18 protein-coding genes are annotated in these 22,901 nt (G+C 39.4%); 16 read left to right on the top strand and 2 right to left on the bottom strand.

The genetic code is table 11. The features are described from left to right. Nucleotides 1–46: 46 nt before the first annotated feature. Complete coding sequence (gene pckA, locus DWX96_RS12770) at nucleotides 47–1,651, bottom strand: phosphoenolpyruvate carboxykinase (ATP) (RefSeq protein WP_118057678.1); 1,605 nt, start codon at nucleotides 1,649–1,651, stop codon at nucleotides 47–49. A gap of 613 nt (nucleotides 1,652–2,264) precedes the next feature. Between pckA and DWX96_RS12765 the strand changes: the two genes are divergently transcribed. Next, nucleotides 2,265–3,422 (top strand): exonuclease SbcCD subunit D, encoded by a 1,158-nt coding sequence (locus DWX96_RS12765; protein ID WP_118057679.1) that lies wholly within the window; start codon nucleotides 2,265–2,267, stop codon nucleotides 3,420–3,422. Then, nucleotides 3,419–6,598 carry an AAA family ATPase gene (locus DWX96_RS12760; RefSeq protein ID WP_118057680.1) on the top strand — a complete coding sequence of 1,060 codons (3,180 nt, stop codon included), beginning with the start codon at nucleotides 3,419–3,421 and terminating at the stop codon, nucleotides 6,596–6,598. Before DWX96_RS12765 ends, DWX96_RS12760 begins: the two co-directional genes overlap by 4 nt. Here the strand turns inward: DWX96_RS12760 and DWX96_RS12755 are convergent. Next, nucleotides 6,590–7,138 (bottom strand): TetR/AcrR family transcriptional regulator, encoded by a 549-nt coding sequence (locus DWX96_RS12755; RefSeq protein ID WP_118057681.1) that lies wholly within the window; start codon nucleotides 7,136–7,138, stop codon nucleotides 6,590–6,592. The two genes, DWX96_RS12760 and DWX96_RS12755, sit on opposite strands and share 9 nt — an antisense overlap. A 721-nt stretch (nucleotides 7,139–7,859) precedes the next feature. Here DWX96_RS12755 and DWX96_RS12750 point away from each other — a divergent pair. The 14 genes from DWX96_RS12750 to DWX96_RS12690 all read left to right on the top strand — a co-directional run bounded on the left by DWX96_RS12750 (nucleotide 7,860) and on the right by DWX96_RS12690 (nucleotide 22,890). Then, nucleotides 7,860–8,705, top strand: coding sequence for a DegV family protein (locus DWX96_RS12750; RefSeq protein WP_158561856.1), 846 nt, complete (start codon nucleotides 7,860–7,862; stop codon nucleotides 8,703–8,705). Nucleotides 8,706–8,983: 278 nt separating this feature from the next. Next, complete coding sequence (locus DWX96_RS12745) at nucleotides 8,984–10,519, top strand: ABC transporter permease (protein ID WP_118057683.1); 1,536 nt, start codon at nucleotides 8,984–8,986, stop codon at nucleotides 10,517–10,519. A gap of 96 nt (nucleotides 10,520–10,615) precedes the next feature. Beyond that, on the top strand, nucleotides 10,616–10,888 hold the full coding sequence (locus DWX96_RS12740; RefSeq protein WP_118057684.1) for a sensor histidine kinase: 273 nt from the start codon (nucleotides 10,616–10,618) through the stop codon (nucleotides 10,886–10,888). Nucleotides 10,889–10,918: 30 nt separating this feature from the next. Next, a complete protein-coding gene (locus DWX96_RS12735; RefSeq protein WP_118057685.1) occupies nucleotides 10,919–11,566 on the top strand; it encodes an HAD family hydrolase in 648 nt (215 codons plus the stop codon). A 15-nt stretch (nucleotides 11,567–11,581) separates the two neighbouring features. Beyond that, the gene (locus DWX96_RS12730; protein WP_118057686.1) at nucleotides 11,582–12,631 is read left to right on the top strand and encodes a GGDEF domain-containing protein; all 1,050 of its coding nucleotides are present in this window, start codon (nucleotides 11,582–11,584) and stop codon (nucleotides 12,629–12,631) included. 51 nt (nucleotides 12,632–12,682) lie between these two features. After that, on the top strand, nucleotides 12,683–13,750 hold the full coding sequence (locus DWX96_RS12725; protein ID WP_118057687.1) for a lysozyme inhibitor LprI family protein: 1,068 nt from the start codon (nucleotides 12,683–12,685) through the stop codon (nucleotides 13,748–13,750). A 22-nt stretch (nucleotides 13,751–13,772) separates the two neighbouring features. Beyond that, nucleotides 13,773–14,762, top strand: a complete 990-nt coding sequence (locus DWX96_RS12720) for a guanosine polyphosphate pyrophosphohydrolase (protein ID WP_117947800.1) — start codon at nucleotides 13,773–13,775, stop codon at nucleotides 14,760–14,762. A gap of 12 nt (nucleotides 14,763–14,774) precedes the next feature. Then, a complete protein-coding gene (locus tag DWX96_RS12715) occupies nucleotides 14,775–16,121 on the top strand; it encodes a hypothetical protein (RefSeq protein ID WP_147337988.1) in 1,347 nt (448 codons plus the stop codon). Between the two features lie 745 nt (nucleotides 16,122–16,866). Further along, nucleotides 16,867–18,663, top strand: a complete 1,797-nt coding sequence (locus DWX96_RS12710; RefSeq protein ID WP_118057689.1) for a transglycosylase domain-containing protein — start codon at nucleotides 16,867–16,869, stop codon at nucleotides 18,661–18,663. Nucleotides 18,664–18,987: 324 nt separating this feature from the next. Next, nucleotides 18,988–19,656 carry a hypothetical protein gene (locus DWX96_RS12705; protein ID WP_118057690.1) on the top strand — a complete coding sequence of 223 codons (669 nt, stop codon included), beginning with the start codon at nucleotides 18,988–18,990 and terminating at the stop codon, nucleotides 19,654–19,656. A gap of 535 nt (nucleotides 19,657–20,191) precedes the next feature. Continuing rightward, nucleotides 20,192–20,509 carry a hypothetical protein gene (locus tag DWX96_RS14440; protein ID WP_197420864.1) on the top strand — a complete coding sequence of 106 codons (318 nt, stop codon included), beginning with the start codon at nucleotides 20,192–20,194 and terminating at the stop codon, nucleotides 20,507–20,509. Continuing rightward, the gene (locus DWX96_RS12700; protein WP_199535180.1) at nucleotides 20,506–21,657 is read left to right on the top strand and encodes a DUF2779 domain-containing protein; all 1,152 of its coding nucleotides are present in this window, start codon (nucleotides 20,506–20,508) and stop codon (nucleotides 21,655–21,657) included. The genes DWX96_RS14440 and DWX96_RS12700 overlap by 4 nt, the downstream gene beginning before the upstream one ends. Then, nucleotides 21,647–22,549 carry a hypothetical protein gene (locus tag DWX96_RS12695; RefSeq protein WP_118057691.1) on the top strand — a complete coding sequence of 301 codons (903 nt, stop codon included), beginning with the start codon at nucleotides 21,647–21,649 and terminating at the stop codon, nucleotides 22,547–22,549. The genes DWX96_RS12700 and DWX96_RS12695 overlap by 11 nt, the downstream gene beginning before the upstream one ends. 134 nt (nucleotides 22,550–22,683) lie before the next feature. Then, a complete protein-coding gene (locus DWX96_RS12690; RefSeq protein ID WP_118057692.1) occupies nucleotides 22,684–22,890 on the top strand; it encodes a hypothetical protein in 207 nt (68 codons plus the stop codon). Nucleotides 22,891–22,901: the final 11 nt, after the last annotated feature.

The following is a 22,901-nucleotide window of genomic DNA, read 5'->3' as shown; positions in this document are numbered from 1 at the left end:
AATCACATCCGGTTTTCCGTTTCTATTGATTTCCTTATCAGGAAAATTATTTCTGAGGACCTGCAGAAACAAGAGCTTTACCAGCTTCATTTCCTTCGTATTTAGCAAAGTTCTTGATGAATCTGTCAGCAAGATCTAATGCTTTTGTCTCCCATTCAGAAGCATCTGCGTAAGTATCACGAGGATCTAAGATGCCTGAATCAACGCCTGGAAGCTCTGTAGGAACTTCAAAGTTGAAGAATGGAATCTGTTTTGTAGGAGCGGTTAAGATAGCTCCGCTTAAGATAGCATCGATGATACCACGAGTATCTTTGATGGAGATACGTTTTCCGGTTCCGTTCCATCCTGTATTTACGAGGTAAGCCTTAGCTCCGCTCTTTTCCATTTTCTTAACAAGCTCTGCAGCGTATTTTGTAGGATGCAGCTCTAAGAAAGCCTGTCCGAAACATGCTGAGAAAGTAGGTGTAGGCTCTGTGATTCCACGCTCTGTACCAGCAAGTTTTGCTGTAAATCCAGACAGGAAGTAGTACTGAGTCTGCTCTGGAGTTAAGATAGATACTGGAGGCAGTACTCCGAATGCATCTGCGGAAAGGAAGATGACATTCTTAGCTGCTGGAGCAGAAGAAATCGGGCGGACAATGTTCTCAATGTGGTTGATTGGGTAAGATACACGGGTGTTTTCTGTTACGCTCTTATCAGCAAAATCGATTTTTCCGTCAGCATCTAATGTTACGTTCTCAAGAAGAGCGTCACGTCTGATTGCATTGTAGATATCCGGCTCGGAATCCTTGTCAAGGTCGATAACCTTAGCGTAGCATCCACCCTCGAAGTTGAATACGCCGTTGTCATCCCAACCATGCTCGTCATCACCGATTAAGAGACGCTTAGGATCGGTTGAAAGGGTTGTCTTACCTGTTCCGGAAAGTCCGAAGAAGATAGCGGTGTTTTCACCGTTCATATCTGTGTTAGCAGAGCAGTGCATGGAAGCGATGCCCTTTAATGGCAGATAGTAGTTCATCATAGAGAACATACCTTTTTTCATTTCTCCGCCGTACCATGTATTAACGATAACCTGCTCACGGCTTGTAATGTTGAACATTACTGCTGTCTCAGAGTTTAATCCTAATTCTTTGTAGTTTTCAACTTTTGCTTTAGAAGCATTGTAAACGATGAAGTCCGGCTCAAAGTTCTTTAATTCTTCTTCAGTAGGCTGGATGAACATATTTGTTACGAAATGTGCCTGCCAAGCTACTTCTACGATGAAACGGATAGCCATACGGGTATCTTTGTTAGCACCACAGAAAGCATCTACTACATAAAGTTTTTTGTTAGAAAGTTCTTTGATAGCGATGTCTTTTACAGCACTCCATGCTTCCTCAGATGCTGGATGGTTGTCGTTCTTGTATTCATCAGATGTCCACCATACAGTGTCTTTGGAGTTCTTGTCCATAACGATGAATTTGTCTTTAGGGGAACGACCTGTATAGATACCAGTCATAACATTGACTGCGCCAAGTTCACTTTCCTGACCTTTTTCATAGCCTTCCAGTTCTGGCTTGGTCTCTTCTGCGAATAATGTTTCGTAGGATGGGTTGTAGACAATTTCTGTTGTTCCAGTAATGCCATACTTGCTTAAATTGATTTCTGCCATTTTGTTTTTTACCTCTTTCCTTTAAATATAGTAATATGATAATCGCCCGCAAAAAGCAGGTTTTTATGATATCTTGACTGAGAAACTATAAATCCTAGTTACGTCATCATAATTATTATACATAAATAAGTCATAAAATCAATAAAAAAACTGCGAAATTTTTATAAAGTGAAGAAAGTTGAAAGATTTTCCCCCTAAAGAATTAGTCTCCTGCTTAAAAATGCTGCCATATAATTCTGCAGAAGTCCGTTGCGGCAGAACCCCAGACAAGCTATAATACAAAGTAAGAGTTGGACTTGGCTATCTCTATTGGAACAGAATATATCGGAATGCATCTGCATTACCGTTCTTTCGTGTGTATCCCTTAGCGGGTATCGCAGCAAACAAATGGATGCCGGGCAAATGTCTGAGCTTGATTCTTTATATTTAGCAGGAAAATACGATGCGAGTTTTGCCCGGTGTCCATCAATAAAAGTTTGTGCAGATACCCGCTTAGGGATACCAGAAAGAACGGTAGCAGATGCATTCGGATATATTCTGCCCTAGGAGAGATAGAGAAAAATATAATCTTACTTTGTAGGATAATCTTGTATAGAAAAGGAGCACATGGGCTATGAAGATATTTCACTTATCCGACCTTCACATCGGATTGAAATTAATGAATCATGATTTAAGGGAAGACCAGGAATATATCCTGCATCAGATTGTAGAGCGGGCCAGAGAAGAAAAACCGGATGCCATTTTGATTGCAGGAGATATTTATGATAAAGCAGTGCCGGCGGCAGAGGCAGTAGAGGTATTCGACTGTTTCATCAATGAACTGACGGAGATGGTGCCGGAGGCTGTCATTATGATGGTTAGCGGAAACCATGACAGCGCACCAAGAGTGAACTGTTTTCGAAGCATTTTATCAAGACAGCATTTATATATGATAGGAAAGCCGCCTGAGACGAAAGAGGAATACATTGAGAAAGTGACATTGACGGATAAGTACGGAAAAGTGAATTTTTATCTTCTGCCATTTGTGAAGCCGTCTATGGTAAAGCAGATTGTGGGAACGGATGAAAATGATAACAATCTTTCGTATGATGCAACTTTGCATAAACTTCTGGAAAGAGAAAATGTAAATGAAGCAGAGCGGAATGTGCTGGTGAGCCACCAGTTCTATCTGCCGGCAGGAAAAGCGGCGGAGGATGTTGAGCGGATGGATTCCGAAATCCGCACCGTGGGAAATATTGATGAAGTGTCTGCGGATGTGTTGGAGCGGTTTGACTATGCGGCATTGGGACATATTCATAAGCCTATGACCGTGGGAAAAGAGTGTTATCGTTACTGTGGAACACCTCTTGCCTGCTCTGTCAGTGAAGCGGGACAGAAAAAGGGCATTATTATGGTGGAACTGGAAGAAAAGGGCAGGCTTTCCACCAGAGTAATTCCGTTAAAACCACTGCGTCAGGTGCGTATTGTGGAAGGGGAATTAGAAGAAGTATTAAAGCAGCCATCCGATAATTTTGTAACTGTGATTCTTACCGATAAGGTGGATGTCAATGTCTTTGACATGCAGGACCGGCTGCGTCATGCATTTCCCAATTTGCTGGAAATCCGAAGAGAAACGCTGCACAAAGCCAATTATGAAATGGAAAAATTCCGGCATGAGGCAGAGCTTGATGCCTTTTCGCTATGCTGTGAGTTTATCGGAGAGATGAACGAGGAAGAGAGAGAAATTCTTAAGGAAGTCATCAATAAAGTAGAGGAGGAGAGTGAGTTATGAGACCATTAACCTTGGAAATACAGGCATTTGGGTCCTATGGAGACCGGACGAAAATTGATTTTCGAAAACCATCCCAGAATTTATTTCTGATTACCGGAGATACCGGTTCCGGCAAGTCCACTATTTTTGATGCCATAGCCTTTGCGTTATATGGAGAAGCCAGTTCTACAGCTAATAAAAAAAGTGGAACAGAGCTGCAGAGTCAGTTTGCTACAGCAGGCGCAGAGCCTTATGTGGAATTGAAATTCTGTGAAGGAACAGAAGAAAGCGGCGTCTATACAGTGCGCCGTGTGCCAAGACATGTCCGCCCATTGAAGCGGGGAAGCGGTGAAAAAGAAGAAAGCGAATCCGTTACCTTAATCATGCCGGATGAAATCGTTTATTCGCAAAAGGAAACGAATCAGAAAATCATTGATATTGTCGGGCTGAACAAGGGGCAGTTTATGCAGGTGGCAATGATTGCCCAGGGAGAATTTATGGAACTGCTCCGGGCAAAATCCGATGAGAAAAAAGTGATTTTCCGAAAATTATTCCACACAGAAAAATATGAAAAGATTGCCAATGAATTAGGAGACCGGAAAAGGAAATTAGATGCAGAGATTGCCACAATCCGTACGAAGTTTCATGCCAAAGCTGAGAATGCGGACATACCGGAAGCCTTTGAAGAAGCCGAAGCCCTGTTGGCATTGAAAAAGAAGATGCAGCAGGCGGATGCAAAAGCACCGGAGATGGAACGCTTTTTAGAATTGATGCAGCAATTGTGCCAGTATCTTAAGGAAGAGGGAAAGAAGAAAAAGAAGGAAGCAAAGGAAGCGGAAAAACTGCGGGAGCATTGCAGGAGTGCGTTGCAGGAAGCGGAAAATCTGCAAAAATCCTTTACCCAGATGGAAGAAGCACAGCGGGAGTTGGCACGCCTTTTTGAAGCGGAAGAGGAGATAAAAGAGACTGCCCGGTTAGAGCAGATGATAAAGCTTGCCTATGATGCAAGGCAGCTCTATCAGCAGTATGAAGAAGCGGTAAAGAGGCTGGAGAATTTAAAGGCAGAACAGCAGAAATTAGAAGAAAAGCTGCCGGAGATAAAGAAAGCTTTAAAAGAGGCAGAAAAGGAAAGAAACTTAGCAGAGGCGGAAAAGGAAACACAGCAGAAGAATTACAGTATTATAGAAGAAAAAGTAAATCGCACGAAAGCGGCATTGAAAGAAATAAGAAAAGCCGCACAGGAAGTAGAGCAGAGTAAAGATGCTTTGCAGCAGGCGGAAGAGACGGAAAAAGAGACAAAAGAAAAAAGCACTGTCTTAGAGCAGAATATCGTGCAGTGGAAGAAAGAAGCAGAAGCCTTCGAAGAAATTGAAGTAAGGAAGTTACAGATTACCGGAAAGAAAGATGCTCTTGCAGAAATTGAAGATGCCGTAGCAGAGATTACAGAATCAAAGCAGCTTCTTGGTAAAGAAAAGAAACAGGAGGAACATGCAAAAGAGATTTATCGGGAAGCATCCGGACAGTATCAGGCAAAGCAGCAGGAATACGAAGCATATCGTAAGCGGTTTTTCGATGCGCAGGCAGGTATTTTAGCAAAGGAATTAAAAGAGGGAGAGCCATGCCCGGTCTGCGGTTCCATGGAACATCCAAAGCCATGCATTGCGGTAGAAATGCAGGAAGAATTAAGCCGGGAAATGTTAGAAGCTTTAGAAAAAACGATTGCAAAGTTACAACAGAAGCAGGAAGCGGCATCTACAGAAGCCGGTGCATGCCACGTAAGAAGAGAGAACCGGGAGAAAGAGTTGGCAGAAAGAAAGGAAAAGTGCCGGAATAAAATAGAAGCCTTTGGAAAGGAAGCAAACCCGGCAGCCGATAATGAAATAGAACCGTGGCTTGTCGCACAAAAGAAAGAGCTTGCAAAAGAAGAAGAAACACTTTCTCAGGAGATAAAAAAGAAGAAGGAATTGTCTGATAAATTAGAAGAGGCAGAAGCAAAAAAGATTGCACTTCAAAAAGAAGAGACAGAAGCAACAGAAAAGAAACTATTGGCAAAAGAGCAGTTTGACCGTTGTCAGGCAGCTTACACAGAGCGGAACCGCACCCTTGACTATACATCTGAAAAAGAAGCGGATGAAGTCTTGGCAGAAGTACAGCAGAAGAAGGCTTCTGCAGAAAGTGCATATGCAAAGGCTGATAAAGAAAAGAGCCGCTTAGAGGAAGAGAAAACCGGTACACAGACAGGCATTGTCCGTTGTGAAAGAGAACTTCCGGAACGGAAAAAGGAAGCAGAAGCCAAGCAGCAAAAATATGATTTATATATAGAAGAAAAAGATATTTCCAAACTGGAATGGCAGACGCTGGTGGAGCAGTATTCGATAGATGCCATGGAAGAGATGCGGCAGAAAAGGGAAGATTATCAGAATCAGAAGACGATGTATCAGAGCCGCTATGAGACAGCGAAAGAAACTGTAGGAGAGAAAGAAAAACCGGATATAGAGAAGCTTTCAGAGGAACTTAAGGCAGCAGAGGAGCAGAGTAAGCTTGCAGGCAGGGCAGCCAATGAGTGGGAGATTTCTAATCAGAAGGATACGGAAATCTTAGAAGCGGTAGAGGAAATATGGAGCGGGCGGCAGCAGGTATTAGAGCAGCACAACCGTATAACACGGCTTTATACTGTCATTTCCGGAAATGTGTCCGGCAGCCGTATGGATTTGGAGACCTTTGTGCAACGCTATTATCTGGAGCGGATTCTTTATGCAGCAAACCGCCGTTTTGAAGAAATGTCAGCAGGACAGTTTGAACTCAGAATGTTTGATGAGAAGAAGGCTGCAATCGGAAAGAATAAGGGACTTGACCTTATGGTATATTCCAATGTGACCGGAAAAGAGCGGGAAGTCCGTACGCTTTCCGGAGGAGAATCCTTTATGGCGGCGTTGTCCATGGCACTGGGCATGGCAGATGAGATTCAGGAAAATTCTGCTGCCATACATCTTGATATGATGTTTATTGATGAAGGATTTGGTTCCTTAGACGAGCATGCAAGAGAGCAGGCAGTCCGGGTATTAAAAGAGATGGCAGGCGGCTCAAAGCTTATTGGAATCATTTCCCATGTAACAGAATTAAAGCAGGAAATGGAAGACCAGCTTCTTATTACAAAAGATGAAGAAGGAAGCCATGTCCGCTGGCAGCTAAGCTAGCGGATAGGCTCCCTGTTCTAACATTTCCGTCACCATGGCAGCCATAGCGGAAGGATGCTCTTTCATTCCGTTTTGCAGCCATTTTAAGAAAACATTATAGAGTGCACCGGAATAGAAGTAGACTTTATACCGGTGGATATCATTATAAGGCATGTCACCCATATGATTTTCTAATTCCTGATCAAAAAGGTCTAAGTAAATGTATGCAAGACCTGCCTTATATACACTTAAAATAAATTTCTTGTAAGTCTTAAAATACCGGAAAATCAGTAAAATTGCCTCATAGCTGAAAAAGTCATTTTCAAGCTTTTCTGCCCGCTTCCGGTATTCTTCCATAATATCGTCTGTAATCTTAATTAACACTTCTTCCTTGGAATGAAAATTCCGGTAATAGGAAGCTCTTGCTACTCCGGCAGTGGTAATAATATCGGTTACGGATATATCGGAAAATGCTTTGGTGTCCATGAGTTTGGTCAGGGCACGGGCAATCTTTAATTTTACCTGGCGGTTCGCTTCGTATCGTTTGTCTGTTTCTTTCATTTGAATGCTCCTGTTCGTATGTGCTATGGATGTGTGCTGGTGGGTGGGACAGAATATGATATTCGTTTCTTACGATTTGCATTTGATATGTGCATTGGTTCATTACGCAAAGAGCGTTATTTTTCTTAGCACTGTATTTTTCTTGCTGTCAGGCTGTCCTTTCCGTTGCTTTGACCGGATGCCGGCTCTGTCCGTCTGTTGCGGATACCACATTCCGTCTGAAAGAGACGCTAAGAATTCCGTTAAAAATTCTGTATCTTCCGGCAACCGGCACATATTCGCATCCATGCTTAAGATGTGCCTCGCTGGCACATCCCTGTGCCAGCGTTGCCGGTTGCTGCCGGAATTCTAAGCGTCTCTAACAGACTGCATATATCGTATCCGCATTCAGGCGAACAGAGTCCGGCATACTGTCAAACATTGGAAAGACAGGCTTTATCGGCAAAAGAAAAATGCAGTGCAAGAAAAACCGCTCTTTGACGTTAGAAGCAATGTATGTATCAAATACAAATCGTAATAACAAATATAAAACGACTGTCCCACCCACCGGCACCACATCCGTATCATGATACAAAATGATATAAAATGTCTCACATCAAACCGTTGAAAAAAGGGAAAACTATGCTACAATGCTACTTATGCAGCCACAACAATGTGATATAAATTATCTCACATATAGTGTGGCATAGATACAGACAACAGTCAAGAGATGGAGACGAAAATGAAGATAATTACAGATACAGGATCTGATATATTAGAAATCGAAGCAAAGGCAATGGGCGTGGAGCTGGTGCCGATTTCCGCAAACTTTGAAGATGTTATATTTGACCGGAATACAGAAGAGAATTTCAAAGCATTTTATGAGAAACTGCGCAGCGAGGAACAACTTCCGGTATCCAGCCAGCCATCACCGGCAGCATTTTTAGAAAAGTATGAAGCGGCAGAAGAAGCAGGCGAAGAAGTGCTGGTGATTCTTATTTCCTCGAAGCTTTCGGGAACTTATAATGGGGCAGTGCTGGCGAAGGAAATGTGCGGATATGAAAAGATATATATCGTGGATTCCCTGCAGGCATCCTTATCCTTGCGGCTTCTGGTGGAGTATGCCGTGAAGTTAAAAGAAGAAGGCAAAAGTGCAGAAGAGATTGCAGGAATCTTGGAAGAAGTAAAGAACCGCACCTATCTTACCGGTGTTCCGTCCACATTATTATATTTGAAAAAGGGCGGACGTATTTCTCCGGTAGTTGCAGCAGTGGGAAATGTAATGGGAATCAAGCCGGTACTGCTGCTCCGGAATGGAGAGATTGAAGGATATTCCAAAGCCCGCGGCATGAAAGCAGCCAAAAGCGGAATGCAGGCTTTCTTAAAAAAAGGAGAAGTGGATAGCTGCATGCCGGTAGAATTTGCTCACAGCAATAACCCGGAAATGGGAGAGGAATTCCGGAAAGAAACCATGGAAGCATTTTCACTGACAGAAAGCAGCTTACATGAAGTTGGAATGGCAATCGGAACCCATATCGGACCAGATGCACTTCTGATGGCATTTATTTTAAAAGAAAGCATGAAATAAGAATTTTCAGATTTAAGGATTCTTTAATAATTGATTCGTTATAGTAGAACCAGCAAAGGAAATAAAACTTTGCCGGTTCTTTTTTTTCTTTACAGGAAATTGCCTGCAAAGTAAAAAAACGCGAGGGTGCACACTGCGGCGTATAAGGTAGATGTCGCAAGCGACCGCCGCAGGCGCAGGAATGTGCCAAGGCACATTCTTTGTTACGAGTAGCGAGAAAATCGCAAAGCACGTTTCGCGTAGTTGAGGTATACTAAGAGGATAGAAAGGAGCAGAAGATGTTTTGGGATATCTTACGCAAAGACTTAAAGCGAAAGAAAATAATTAATATTGTAATTTTGCTGTTTATTATTTTAGCTGCCATGTTTGTGGCAAGCGGGCTGAACAATGTACTGACGGTAGTAAATGGAACCGATTATTATCTTAATCAGGCAGACATTGGAGATTATGTAGTACTGACCCAGCAGGGGGATGGCGGTGTGCCGGAGCTTTTGGATACCTGTCAGTATGTAAAAGACTACCGCATGGATCATATTATGTATGCAGCCAAGGGGAATATCAAGGCAGAGGGAAAAGAACTTGATATAGCAAACAAGGCAATGATCATAGAATCCATTTCCGAAAGTGAGATACATTTTTTCACAAAGGATAATAAGGAGCTTACAAAAGTGCCTGAGGGTGAGGTCTATGTCACAGGAAATTTCTTAGATGCAAATGATTTAAAAGAGGGGGATAAACTTACGATTACCCATGGCGAAAACAGTGTGGAGCTTACGATTGCCGGAAAAGCAAAAGATGCGCTGCTGGGTTCTGAATTTATGGGAAATAAAAGATTTATTTTAAATGAAGCGGATTATCAGAAATTTGCATCGGATGAAAGTCTTGCAGAATACCGTGGCGAGATTATTTATATTGACACAGACAATCCATCGGAAATAGCCTCTTTGTTAAGCAATGCATCCAACATCCTATTTAACCGGGGACGGGACATTTTTAAATTATGTTATGTCATGGATATGATTGGGGCATTTGTGGTGCTGGTTTTAAGTGTATGCTTGATGATAGTATCCTTTGCAGTGTTGAAATTTACGATTACTTTTACGGTGACAGAAGAATACCGGGAAATCGGTGTCATGAAAGCCATCGGAATTACGGACTTTAAGATACGAAGCCTTTATCTTGTAAAATATCTGATGCTGGCTGTTGTGGGAGCAGCAATTGGATTCCTGGCAAGCATCCCATTTGGCAATATGCTGCTGCAGTCTGTGACAGAAAATATGATGTTGGGAAACAGTCATGCCATTACGGTAAATTTCATAGGAGCAGTCATTGTTATTGCAGTTACTATCTGGTTTGCATACCGGTGTACCGGAAAAGTAAAGAAGCTGACACTGGTGGATGCTATTCGAAACGGTCAGTCCGGAGAACGCTTTAAAAAGAAATCCATTTACCGGCTGGGAAAAAGCCGTTTTAACAGTACCTGGTATCTGGCAGTCAATGATATTTTAAGCAGTCCAAGACGGTTCCTTACGATTATATTGTCCTTTTTCCTCTGTTCCGTTTTTATGCTGGGAGTGGTTATTACAACAGATACCATGAAAAGTAAGAATCTGATTACAACATTTGGAAAAGAAAGTGATGTCTACATATCAGATGTATCACAGGCAATGGGGAATATGGCAGGAAAGACCCGGGCTGATTTGGCAAAAGAATTAGATGACCTGGCAGAAGAACTTACGGAAGAAGGCATGCCATCGGAAATGTCTGTCGAGATACAGTATACTATAAAGATAAACTTTCACAGCTTCATATAGGGTTTAACATGGGGGAGTATCAGAATTTTCTGGTGAAGGCAGATACAGAACGTTTGCTGGAAGTATTGCAGAATATCATAGAAAATGCTATAAAATATGGTAGTGGCAAAAAAAATTGGTATATCAATTTCAAAAGAAGAAGACTGTGTGCTGATTACCGTGGAAAATACAGGAGAAGTTCTTCCGGCAGAAGAACTTCCGCATCTTTTTGACAGCTTCTATCGTGGCTCCAATGCAGGAAGCCAGGAAGGAAGCGGACTGGGGCTTTATATATGCAGAAAGCTGATGCATAAAATGAACGGGGATGTTTTTCTGAAACAGGAAGAAAATCTTTTTTCGGTAACTGTGGTAGTGGGGATGGCAAATTAGTCAATGAAAAAGGCAGGAAGAAAATGTAATATGATAAAAGCAGTTTTATTTGATATGGACGGAACACTCATTGATACAGAGAAATATTATAGAATCTGCTGGCCTAAGGCAATGGCGCATTTTGGCTATGAAATGAGTGATGAGCAGGCATTGTCCATGCGTTCCTTAGGACAACCCTTTGCACCGACGCATTTAAAGGAAATGTTTGCAGATGAGAATCTTGACTATCCGGCTATCCGGGCTTACCGGAAGGAATTGATGGAGGAATATCTTGCAAAGAACGGTATTGAGATAAAAAGAGGAGCTATTGAGTTATTGAATTTCTTAAAAGAAAAGAAAATCCGGCGGGCAGTTGCAACGGCAACCGACATGGAACGGACAGAAAGATATTTAAAGCAGATAGGACTATATCCGTACTTTGATGAAATCATCAGTGCAACCATGGTAGAACACGGAAAGCCGGCACCGGATATCTATACTTTTGCATGTGCACAACTTGGACTTGCTCCGGAAGAATGCCTTGCGGTGGAGGATTCGCCCAATGGGGTTATGAGTGCTTGTCAGGCAGGCTGTCAGGTGGCAATGGTTCCGGATCAGACACAGCCGGATGATGAATTAAAAAAGAAACTTACGATATGTGCAAATACACTGGATAAATTGAAAATTTTATTTTCATAAAATGGGAGAGGAAAGATGAATTTTTTATTTGATACCTCAATTGATGTGAGCCGCAGACAGTTTTATGTGCTGGCAATGGGAAGCTGTATCGGAAATCTGGCAGGATTTATTGGAAATGCATTGATTTTCGGATGGAGCGGAACAACGATTTTCTGCGGAATCTGTATGTTACTTATGGTCGCAGGAAGTTTCATTGGAATTAAAAAAGGTCAGATACGTTATGCGTCTTATTTGATGATAGCAGTATTAAGCCTTGTGGAATTTCCGACACTATATTATATATATCAGACGGGAACGATTGTATACATGGTACTTGCGATGGTAGCAATTGCGATTTTTATTCCAACCGGAAATGCAATCCGGTTTGCCGGCGTGGTAATTGTAGCAGATGTGGCAGCAGTTATTTTAGCCTATATGAGACCGCTGGAAAGTGAAAAACTGTCAAAAGAAGTCGTGCTGCAGAGCACACTTTGTTCCCTGCTTATCGTTTTACTTTGTGTCTTTTTGCTTTCTATCCTGCTTCAGATGCAGAGACAGAGACAGGAAGAAGAAGTAAAGAAGTTGAATGAACAGTTGAAAGATGCCGCAGATAAAGATGCACTGACCGGAATCTATAATCGTCGTTATTTAAATCAGTATCTGGGAGACCTTATTCTGGATGAGAAGGAAGAATTTGATGCGGTACTGATTGACCTTGACTTCTTTAAACATGTGAATGACACATACGGACATGGGTTTGGAGACATTATTCTGGTGGAATTTGCAAGACTTTTAACAAAGCATGTAAAGAACAAAGGGATTGCAGTACGCTTTGGCGGAGAAGAATTTATGCTGGTTTTAAAGGGGATGAACACGGATGAAATCGGTAAAATGCTAGAGCATATAAGATGGGAATATAAAGAATTTACAAAGCATGAAAAGAATATCGAATGTTCTTTCAGCAGTGGAGTACAGCATTATACAGAAGGGATTGCTGTTACGGTATTATACCGCTTAGCGGATGAGAAGCTCTATGCTGCAAAAGAACGGGGAAGAAACCAGGATGTATTTGATTTAGAATCATAGAAAGATAAAAAAGGGGCGAGAAACGAAAAGGAACATCAGGAGGATTCGTTTGTGAAAGGGAAAAAGTTTTTAGTAATGATATTAAGTGCAGCGTTGGGAATGTCAACGTTTGCGGCTTGCGGAAGCAGAGTCGTGGAGTCGGAGAAAAAGACCACAGAAACAGAGGCAGAGACTGAGACGGAAGAAACGGAAAACTCAGAAGAGGTGACAGAGGAGACAGAAACGGAAAATGTGGATGAAGATGACATTTTTGCACAGCTTGCAGGAGAAAGCTTTATGTTTACCAGCGGAGCCGGTGCATGGGATTCTACATTGATTTTATCCGAGGATGGCTCTTTTGTGGGAAATTATCATGATGCAGATGCGGGAGATAGCGGGGATGGATATCCAAATGGAACCCTTTACTATTGTGATTTCTATGGAAAATTCACCCAGCCGGAAAAGATAAATGATTATACCTATGAGATGCAGTTGGAGAATATTGCAACGAAGGAAACAGAAGGCGACACGGAAATTAAAGACGGCGTGAAATATATTTACACGGGACCGGCTGGTTTGGAAGAGGTTTATGATTTATATATTTATCTGCCGGGTGCACCGTTAGATGAATTGCCGGAAAGATTCCTGGACTGGGCATCCATTGGTCTTACCGATGATGATACGACGCTTCCATTCTATGCAATTTTTAATACGCTGACCTTTGATACCTTTTTAGGACCGAGTGGAGATAAGGTTACAGTAAATGATAAAACCACAACTTCCGATGTATCCATAGAGAGTGAATTGCAGAAAATCGAGGAGAAAGCAGCAGCCATGCAGGAAGACCTTTCTAGTGGAGAACTGGCACAGCAGGAAATGAATGCCCTGTCTCTGCAGTTGTATCAGTTGTGGGATAATGAGCTGAATTCTATCTGGAGCCGTTTAAAAGAGACTTTGGATGAGGACACTATGGCGACTCTTACCCAGGAAGAGCGTGACTGGATTAAGACAAAAGACAGTGCAGTAGAGGAAGCCGGCAAAGATGCCGAGGGCGGAAGCCTGCAGCCATTATTGGAAAATGATAAGGCGGCAGAATTAACAAGAAACAGGGTATATGAACTGGCAGAGTATTTGAAATAAAAAGATATTTTAGCGAGGAAAAATGGTTACATTAAATGATTACTTATACTCCGGAGCAACGGTGTTCCGGATATTGAAAAAGTATACGCAGGACCTCCGGGCATCCGCAAAAGTATCAAAAAATGAAGTGGATCTGGTGCACTGCAATTTCCTGATTCAGATTATGGAGCTGTTAGAGCACAATGATTTCCTGACAGCGCAGTCCCAGAAAATCCGTGAGTTCTACAAATATATGGCAATGGAATATCCTTATCTTTCCTTTACTTTTAAAGGAAGAATCAAGTCACTGATTCGTGCGGAGGGCAAATTCAACGGCTATATTGTAGAGTACATTTATGATTATTATAAAAAGCATAAAAGCTATCCGGACATTGCAGAATTAAAGGAAAAGCTGAACTGCTTCCGTGATCTGATTGCATACCGGATTGTGATTTCCATGCCACGGTGTCATTTGAAAAATCATGAGAACCGCGAAGAAGAGGAATTAAAGCACCTTTATCAGATTGCAAATGTGTTGCCACAGTTTTTAGAGGAGCGTGGATTTACGGCAGAGCCGACAGGCGGTGTCTTAAGAAGCAGTTCCCCGCTTTTGGATGATGCTGTAAAACCATATTACCGGGATTATATCACCAGCGAAAATGAGGACGATTACAAATCCTTACATATTACTTTTTATGATAACAGTGCGAGATGTTATGTGGAAATGCAGCTTCGCACAAAGCAGATGGATGACATTGCAGAAATCGGTTCCGCCAATCATATTAATTATGAGAAAAAGCAGGAAGCATCCAGAGCACGCCGGGATACCATCCCGGAGGGAGAATGCATTTATTTTGATGAAGCTTATGAACGGTGCAGGCGTTTGCAGGAACTGGAGCTTTCCGGTGTGGATGTCGACATGTTTACAGCAGTAAGCAACAGCCTGATGAATGACGGCTGCGGCTTATACCGGGGAAGACTGATTCTTCCTTATGAGCATTTGTCGAGATTTCAGAATGATTTGATTGATTAGAAACAGAACAGAATGGAAGCGTACGAAACGGAGAAGGCAGCTATGGGTGAAAATATGGAAAAGGAACAATGGATGAAAGAGAGTCTCCAGATGCAGAAGGCAAGCTGGATTCAGGATGAAATTACAAAGCGCAGAGAGCGGGAAGATGAGTTGCTGCAGCAGATTTTTATGGAACAGAAAATGTTGCAGGAACTGGACGAAGACATGGACGAAAATATGGCACATGCCAGAGAAGGCCGCAAATACCGGGAGGACATGAAGGAGCGGGTCAATGACCGGGTATATGAAATCCATGACCTGAGTGCAGATAAGCGAGAGGGAATGCGGGAATACAAATATGCATATCGCAGAGGCTACGCCCTTGCCATGTTTTTCTTTTCACTGGCATTGTGCGTCTTTGTAGGCTTTTTACATGGAATCACATCACAAATCTGTCTGATGCTGATGTTCTTTACCGGCGTGCAGGCAGCCATTTTTGTACACCAGAAGCAGTGCTTCTTTCTCTGGAGACTCATCTGTGACATTTTCTCAGCAGTAGTTTTCCCGGTGATGCTGGTTCTCTTTATCGGTTATGAATTAAAGTACGGCTTCTACGATTTCCTGCTTCCAATCTGCCTTATCGTAGGACTGGTGCTGCTGGCACTTACCACAGCATCCTATTTCCTCTACGATCCATACTGCAGTGCCCGCCGCAGAGTCGGTGATGCCAAGAGCATGATCCGTTCTATCGAGCGTTCCGCCAAAAAGCAGGTCAAGAAGAGCCAGAAGCAGCAGGCGAAAGACGAGCTTCGCCAGAACCGCCTGCAGCAGAAGGAGCAGGATAAAGCCGAGAAGCTTCGCATCAAAGAAGAGCAGCGCCAGGAAAAAGAGCTTAAGAAAGCCGCGCAGCGCGAAGAACAGCAAAAACTCCGTGACGCAAAGAAGCAGGAAGCCTTAGAAAACCGCGAAGAGAAGAAGCTTGCCCTCATGGACGCTGTGGCAGCCAAGAAAGAGCAGTTCCGGGAGAAGTTCCGGAAGGATGAGGGAGTGGAAGAAACGGAAGAAGAGGAGAAAGAGAAAGAGGGCGTTTTGGCTTCGGATGAAGGCACGGAAGATGCAGAAAATACAGAGCAGGGCGAGACAGTAGTTGTGGACAATGCGGCGCAGGAAGAAAGTGTGGTTTTAGAAGAAGGAGATGTGTCGGAGGATGCAGCGCAGAAAGAAGAAGTGTTAGAAGAGGAAACTGTGCTGGAGGATGTGGTGGCATCGGAAGATACTGCGGATTCGGGGGAAGATGAGGCAGTTTCGAGTCTGGATGAGGACGAAGAATCCGGGGATAAGGATTCTGAGGAAGAGAAAGTTCTGACAGAAGATAATTAGATAGATGAGGGTTGTAAGATAAGAGCATGGAAGAAATTCTGTGCTCTTTTGTGATGGAAAAATAATTAGATAAGGATAGAGATATAAGTATAAGATAGGAATCATAGAAAGTATTGTCGAATTGGGGTGTGAAGCAGATTGATAAGAGGGAAGATTTTGACGATTTTTATTAAAAAAGGTTGCAATTTGGAGGAGGGAGATGCATAATATTTATATAGAATTTTGGGGGGAGAGAAAAGTTATGAAAAAGCTAAGTAAATATGATAAAAAGAAATTAGAAGTTCACAAAAGATATGATGCGTAAGGGCATTGGTCGTTTGTGAATTTTTTTGTTGGGGAATGAAAGGGGAGAATGCAGTGTTCTTTTTTCAAACAAGATTCTTTTGGCGAATAAAGAATATCTCATAAAGGGTAATAAATAAGAGATTTGAGGTCTATTCTGGTGAAGATAAGGAAATGACGGATAGAAATACGGCAATAAGCGTATTAAAAGGAATAGTTGAAAAAAAATCAGAAGAGAATGGTGCACAGGATAGAAACGGAAGACACATATGCCATGTTGTTTAAGTTGCATTATATATTTGATGAAGTTCATTCGCTATATATAAAAGAAAAAGACGCTAGAATTCAGTTAGTAAAGCAAAATGTTGCTGAGACAGAATTATTAGATGAATTCACAAATAGACAGAATATATATTGTTGTTAATGTTAGCAGAGATTTAGTATTGTTGGGGGAAGTAAATGAATGATTAAAGAGGTACAGGTATTTAATAATAATTCAATATATGTATATTTTTTATCATGTATAGTGATTTTTAGTTATCAGCATTTTTCAAAAAAGCAAAAAATCTCATTAATATATGCAACTACAATTGCAATGGAAATCATTTCTCAATATAGTTGTAAGATGACTGCTGTTATGCTACTTATGTCAATGTTTATATTGGAGGAATATTTGTCTGATGATAAAGTTAAATGTGAACTCCTTAGTAATCTTTGGTACAAGATAATAGATTTTGTATATCAAATTTTGTTTATTGATGCTGGAATATGGATTATAATTAATATTATAGTATCGGGAAATTGGTTAAAAGATTATTTGATTGAAAAAGGGATAACTATAAGTTTATTTTATGGAGTTAATATATGTATTTTATTAATTACCATTCATAAGTTAAATACATTAAAATTTGGAATGTGTGATTTTAAAACTATAAAAGGTTATTTTGATAAATTTGATGGGAAGAAAATAGAGTGGGAAAATTATGAATTACAGCAAAGATTTGAGATTATGGTTGAGCTGGAGGATAAATCTTTTTTTGAAAGAAAGAAATCTTATAATTGGTTTTCAATAGAGTTTATTGATTACAAAATTAAGGCGTATAGAGCCAATAGGGAGATGATGAAGAGATATAAGGTGAAAAAATCAGTGATTCAAATGCTGAAATATATTTGGACATTAATAAAAGAAATGAGATTCTTTAGATATATAATAGGTAAAATAAGAAGAAAAATAGAGGAAAACACATGGACTATTAAAGATTTTTTTGGGCGATTAAAAAGCAAAATTCGTGGGTGCTCTACTTTGGAAATGCAATTAATTCGTAATATAGGTATAGAAAAAGGGTATAGTAAATGTGTTATTCGGAGAAAGATTTTTGAATTTATATATACATATCTTTTTTTTAATGGACTAAAAGACTATTATGAAAATACTCGGAATAATAAACGCAGGGAATTTAAAAAGTTTATTTTATATGTATATTTACATTCAATTAAATTGAATATTTATGGAAATGAATTTAAGGCTATAAATAAACTGTTTGAACAGGAAAAGGTTGAAGAGTGGGATATAGATGAATTCTATGTTGCAATTCTTTCTCTTACAGGTGCTCCAGTTACACCAAAAAGAATGGTTTTATATCCTTATACCATTACTCATACTGGAATTAATTTAAATAGAGCGATAGCTTGGCGAAATATGATTAGGGATGGACGTATTACAGAAATACAAAAAGAAAAGTTTGATGATGATATTGTAGAAAAGGTCTTTTATGTTATAAATGGAAAGATTATACCTTATATAGAAGGGGGGATATTTTATGGTCCCAATGATGGAAAAGATGATTGGCCTAGTTATGGGAAAAATAATTGTTGGAGCTTTGCAAGAACTGTATATTGGCATATTTGGTGGGAAAAATTTAGTAATAAAGCAGGAACGGATGATGATATGTTAAACAAATGTCATTCTTTGGAGGAACGAACTATAACACCAGAACATTGTAAAAGGTACTTGGGGATGGCTGAATCTGGTGCTGTCATTAGAATAAGTGATGAAATAAAAGGAAGTGATAGAATGGGTAAATATAAGCATTCTCAGATTTTGTTGGATCATGATAAAAATGGTATTACTATTTATCAAAGTAATGATAAAAATACAAGTATAGAATATTATACGTGGGATGAGTATGCTGAGAAATATAAGAAATATAAGTATTTCAAATATATAAAATGGCCAGTACAGGCTCTCGTAAGAGAGTAGAAACAAAAGTGAATCACGATAATTAAGAAACCTTAAGTGCAATACCTAGTTCTATGTCAGAATTTGATATAAAATGAAAGTTTATTTTTGTTAAGAAAAATGAAGAAAGCAAAAGACTGGAATACTATACAAAATTATACAGTATTTATCAAATTTTGAAGGGAAAATATATATGATTAAGGTATTATTTATCTGCCACGGCATGATAATATCTTGGTGTTTGAAACTTTGATTTTATATGGTTTTGCGAAAGTTGAAACCAAGGTTTACAACTTTATGAGTGAGTCACGATATAATAAAATATAAAATGAGGAGGATTGGAAAATGGAAGTACGAAAAATATCTAATACAAAGAATATAATATGCTTGGTTATAGGATGTGGTATGTTATTTATATGTGTCATATCAATACTGGTTGGCATTTTCTTTGAAAAACGTAAGTGGTTAAGTCAAAGTAGTGATTTGTTTTTTTTGTTGCTAGGTGTAATAGGTATTTTATTAATATTAACAGGCATTGTGAATATTGTAAGCAATATTGAAACAAATAAGTATTTAAAAAATACACCATATAGTCTAGATTATCAAAAGGAAATTTCAACATATACAATAATTGGGAAAGATAAGAAAAAACCTAAAAATGGAGCTTTGAAATTTTATAAGTATAGTGAGTGGAAAGATTATATTGAGAAAACGTTTAAGGATATTATAGATGATGAAGATGCTTATCGTTATATGATTAGGAGACTCAGGAACAAAGAGAGTTATAAAGAATTGATTATTTCAGCAGTGATTCCGATAGAAGTGGGAATGTTTAGCACGTTTTATTCTGCTGGAAATAATGTTTCTGAATTTGGTACAAGTATTTCTATATTAATATCTGCAATTATTTTAAGTATTATTGTGACAGTCAATTATCTGGAGTGCAAAGAGGAGATTGGATTTATTTCGGATTTTAATGAAATAATATTTCCTTCAAAAATACATAGAAAATAAAGCACTTATTATGAAAGGACCTTAATTACGAACAAACGAACCCGCTGGGGAATGTTAAGAAAGCATAGATGTTGTGAATGACTTGATATTCTTTGACGGGTTTGTTATTTAATTATGGGCTTTGGCCTGTTGAGTGCATCTTCATTTCTCACAACGGAGAAATGGAGATGGGCGAAACAATAAACCACCTGCTATTGATATGATATGCCCCCTGTCAAGTAGACAGGTGCAATATCTAAAAATGAGTACAGATTATACCTACATTTCGATTGAAGTGTAGAGTAAACTCGCATAGATGATTTCCGGAGTTGCGATTTCATCGCACAAGAATATTCACTTTCGGGTGAAATTTTCACCTTGCAGTGGAGGGCACAGCAATATGAAAGTAAAAATTGAAAATATATCTGATAATGTGGCAAATGATATTCTTGTATAAAATGCTAATATGAAGATTAAAAGTAAGGCATAAGAGATGAAGAATTATTTTTCAAAGTCGAAATATTGCAGGTTGTGGCAATGTCCAAAGATGCTGTGGATGGATAAATATAAGCCGGAAGAGAATGCAGATGATGCCACAGATGACTCCAGAATGGAAGTGGGAATAGAAGTTGGAAAACTGGCCAGAGAATTATTTGGAGAGTCGGTGGATGTAACAGAAACTACAAATAATCAGTTAGATTTACCTGCAATGATAGAACGGACACAAGTAGAAATAGAACATGAGACATCGGTTATATGTGAAGCCTCATTCTCTTATCAAGGGTGCTATTGTGCGGTAGATATTTTGAAAAGAGAATATAATGGATGGGCAATTTATGAAGTAAAAAGTTCAACGGTAAATAAAAAAATATGAAAGCGGTATACGTGGCGGATGTTGCTTATCAGAAATATGTGCTGGAACATTGTGGGGTGCGGATTACAGGAACATACATCGTTTCCATCAATAACAATTATATATATGATGGCGAATTGGATTTAAAAGGACTGTTCCAGATTACAGATGTGTTCGGATTCGTGAAAAATGCGATTGGTGAGGTAGAGAATAATTTATTAAAAGAAGATACATTGTTGGAATCAGAGGCTGAGCCGGATCAGGAACTGGGATTATATTGTAAAGTCCCATATGGATGTCCATACTGGGACTATTGTAAAAAAAATTTGCCAAGACCGTCTGCATTTGACTTGTACAGAATGCCGTTAAAAAAGAAATTAGAATATTACAGGGAAGGAATTTCTGATTATAAGCAATTAAAAGCCTGTGGAAAGCTTAAGAATGAAAAGCAATTAAGGCAGATTGAATTTGCATTAGAAGACAAGGGGACATATGTAAATATTGATGGAATCCGGGAATTTTTAAGTACATTATCTTATCCGTTGTATTTTCTGGATTTTGAGACAATGCAACCAGTGATACCATTGTTCCTGGGAACAAAGCCATATCAGCAAATACCATTCCAGTATTCTTTGCATTATATAGAGTCGGCAGGTGCACCGTTATTACATAAAGAATTCCTTGCAGAATCAGGAGAAAATCCATTGCGGGCAATTGCGGAAGCTTTGTGCAGGGATATTCCGATGAATGTATGCGTAACGGCATACAATAAGTCGTTTGAGTGCAGCAGAATCAAGGAACTGGCAGTAATGTTCACGGATTTAGCTGAGCATTTATTAAATATCAGAGATAATATCAAAGATTTACTGGATCCATTTCAGGCAGGCCATTATTATAACCGGGCGATGGGAGGATCATTTTCAATTAAAAGTGTCCTGCCAGCGATATTCCCGAATGATCCGAAATTGAATTATCATAATCTAGAAGGTGTGCATAATGGTTCGGAGGCAATGACGATATTTCCGAGGATAAAAGATATGCCTGCGGAGGAGCAGAAAAAGGCAAGGCATAATTTGCTGAAGTACTGTGAGCTGGATACCTATGCGATGGTGAAAGTGTGGGGAGAGCTTGTGAGAATTGTGGAAGGAGATACGGAAGATGGAGATTGAAAAGGAAGTTGCTGAATTTGTGGATACAATTAAAAAAGATCCGTTTAAATATTATTTTCAGAACAAAGAGAATGAAAGGGTAAAATGGGAAGAAGATAAAGTTTATGTTGATGCCTTATATCAAGGATATTTGGATGCTTGTAGAACATTTAAATGGGAAAAAGATGGTAAGGATAACAAAGAATATATCCGTGAAATATTTGAAGAAAAAGAAATAGTAGGAGATATGAAGAATTATCTTAGGGCGGATAAGCTAGAAAGTTTTGATGAAATTCATAAAAAAATATGTGTTAATTTAATTGAGAAATGTAAAGAAAGGACAAATATGACATATGGTCAAGCACAAAAAATTATAAATATGGCGTTTAAGTATTTGTATTGTTGTAAACATGATTCAGAAATGGAAGAAAGATTTAAAGCTTGCCATATGCCGTTAGATAGTTTTAGCTTGGAATGGTTCAAAAGAAAGTTTAAGGAGAAATTTTTTTCAAATCCTGATAGTTATTCTGAAAATAATAGGGAGTTACCGGAAAATTTATTTACAAAAAAAGGTGAAAAAAAACTGAAAGCGGAGTCAATAGGTTCGTGGAGTTCTATGCAAACATGGGAAGAGGATTGTAAAAAACAAGAATATCCATACGAATTTTATGCTCATGTTATAAAGCAATATTGTAAGGAGAATTCAATTACACCATTACAATTGGATTTTATTGTTTGGTCTAAAATGCAGAAAATTATGGCTGCAGAGTCATTTATAAAGACTTTTAAAGACGATGATGAAGAGAATAAAGAAGTTATAAATTCAGAAGAACTAGAGCCATATGATATACTTAACTTGAAAACGACGTTAGAAAATAGATTGAGTGAAATCAGACCTTTAATATGCAAATGATTTACTAATAGAATATACAAAGTAAAAAACAGTGTTTCGGCACTGTTTTTATATGCTCAGAAGAAATGAACTATTTTTGCCCCATGCAATCATATATCCTAATTATTTATCAAGCACAGATAGGAGTGAAAAAGTTGAAAATATCCATTTATTCAAGAAAATCAATAGAAAAATTATTGAAAATAGATTTCCGTAAAAATGCAGCAGTAATCAGTTTCTATGGCTCACTGGGTAAATTTCGAGATGAGGAATACAAACCAGTAGACTATTCGACAAAAACAAACTGTGTATGGCTGGATGATATACGACCGGCTTCGGAAGGATATGTATACAGTAACTAATTTCCCAACAA

This window comes from Roseburia sp. AF22-2LB (genome assembly GCF_003461125.1).
GTDB classification, from domain to species: Bacteria; Bacillota; Clostridia; order Lachnospirales; family Lachnospiraceae; genus Roseburia_C; species Roseburia_C amylophila.
This window is presented reverse-complemented; position numbering and strand designations above follow the sequence as displayed.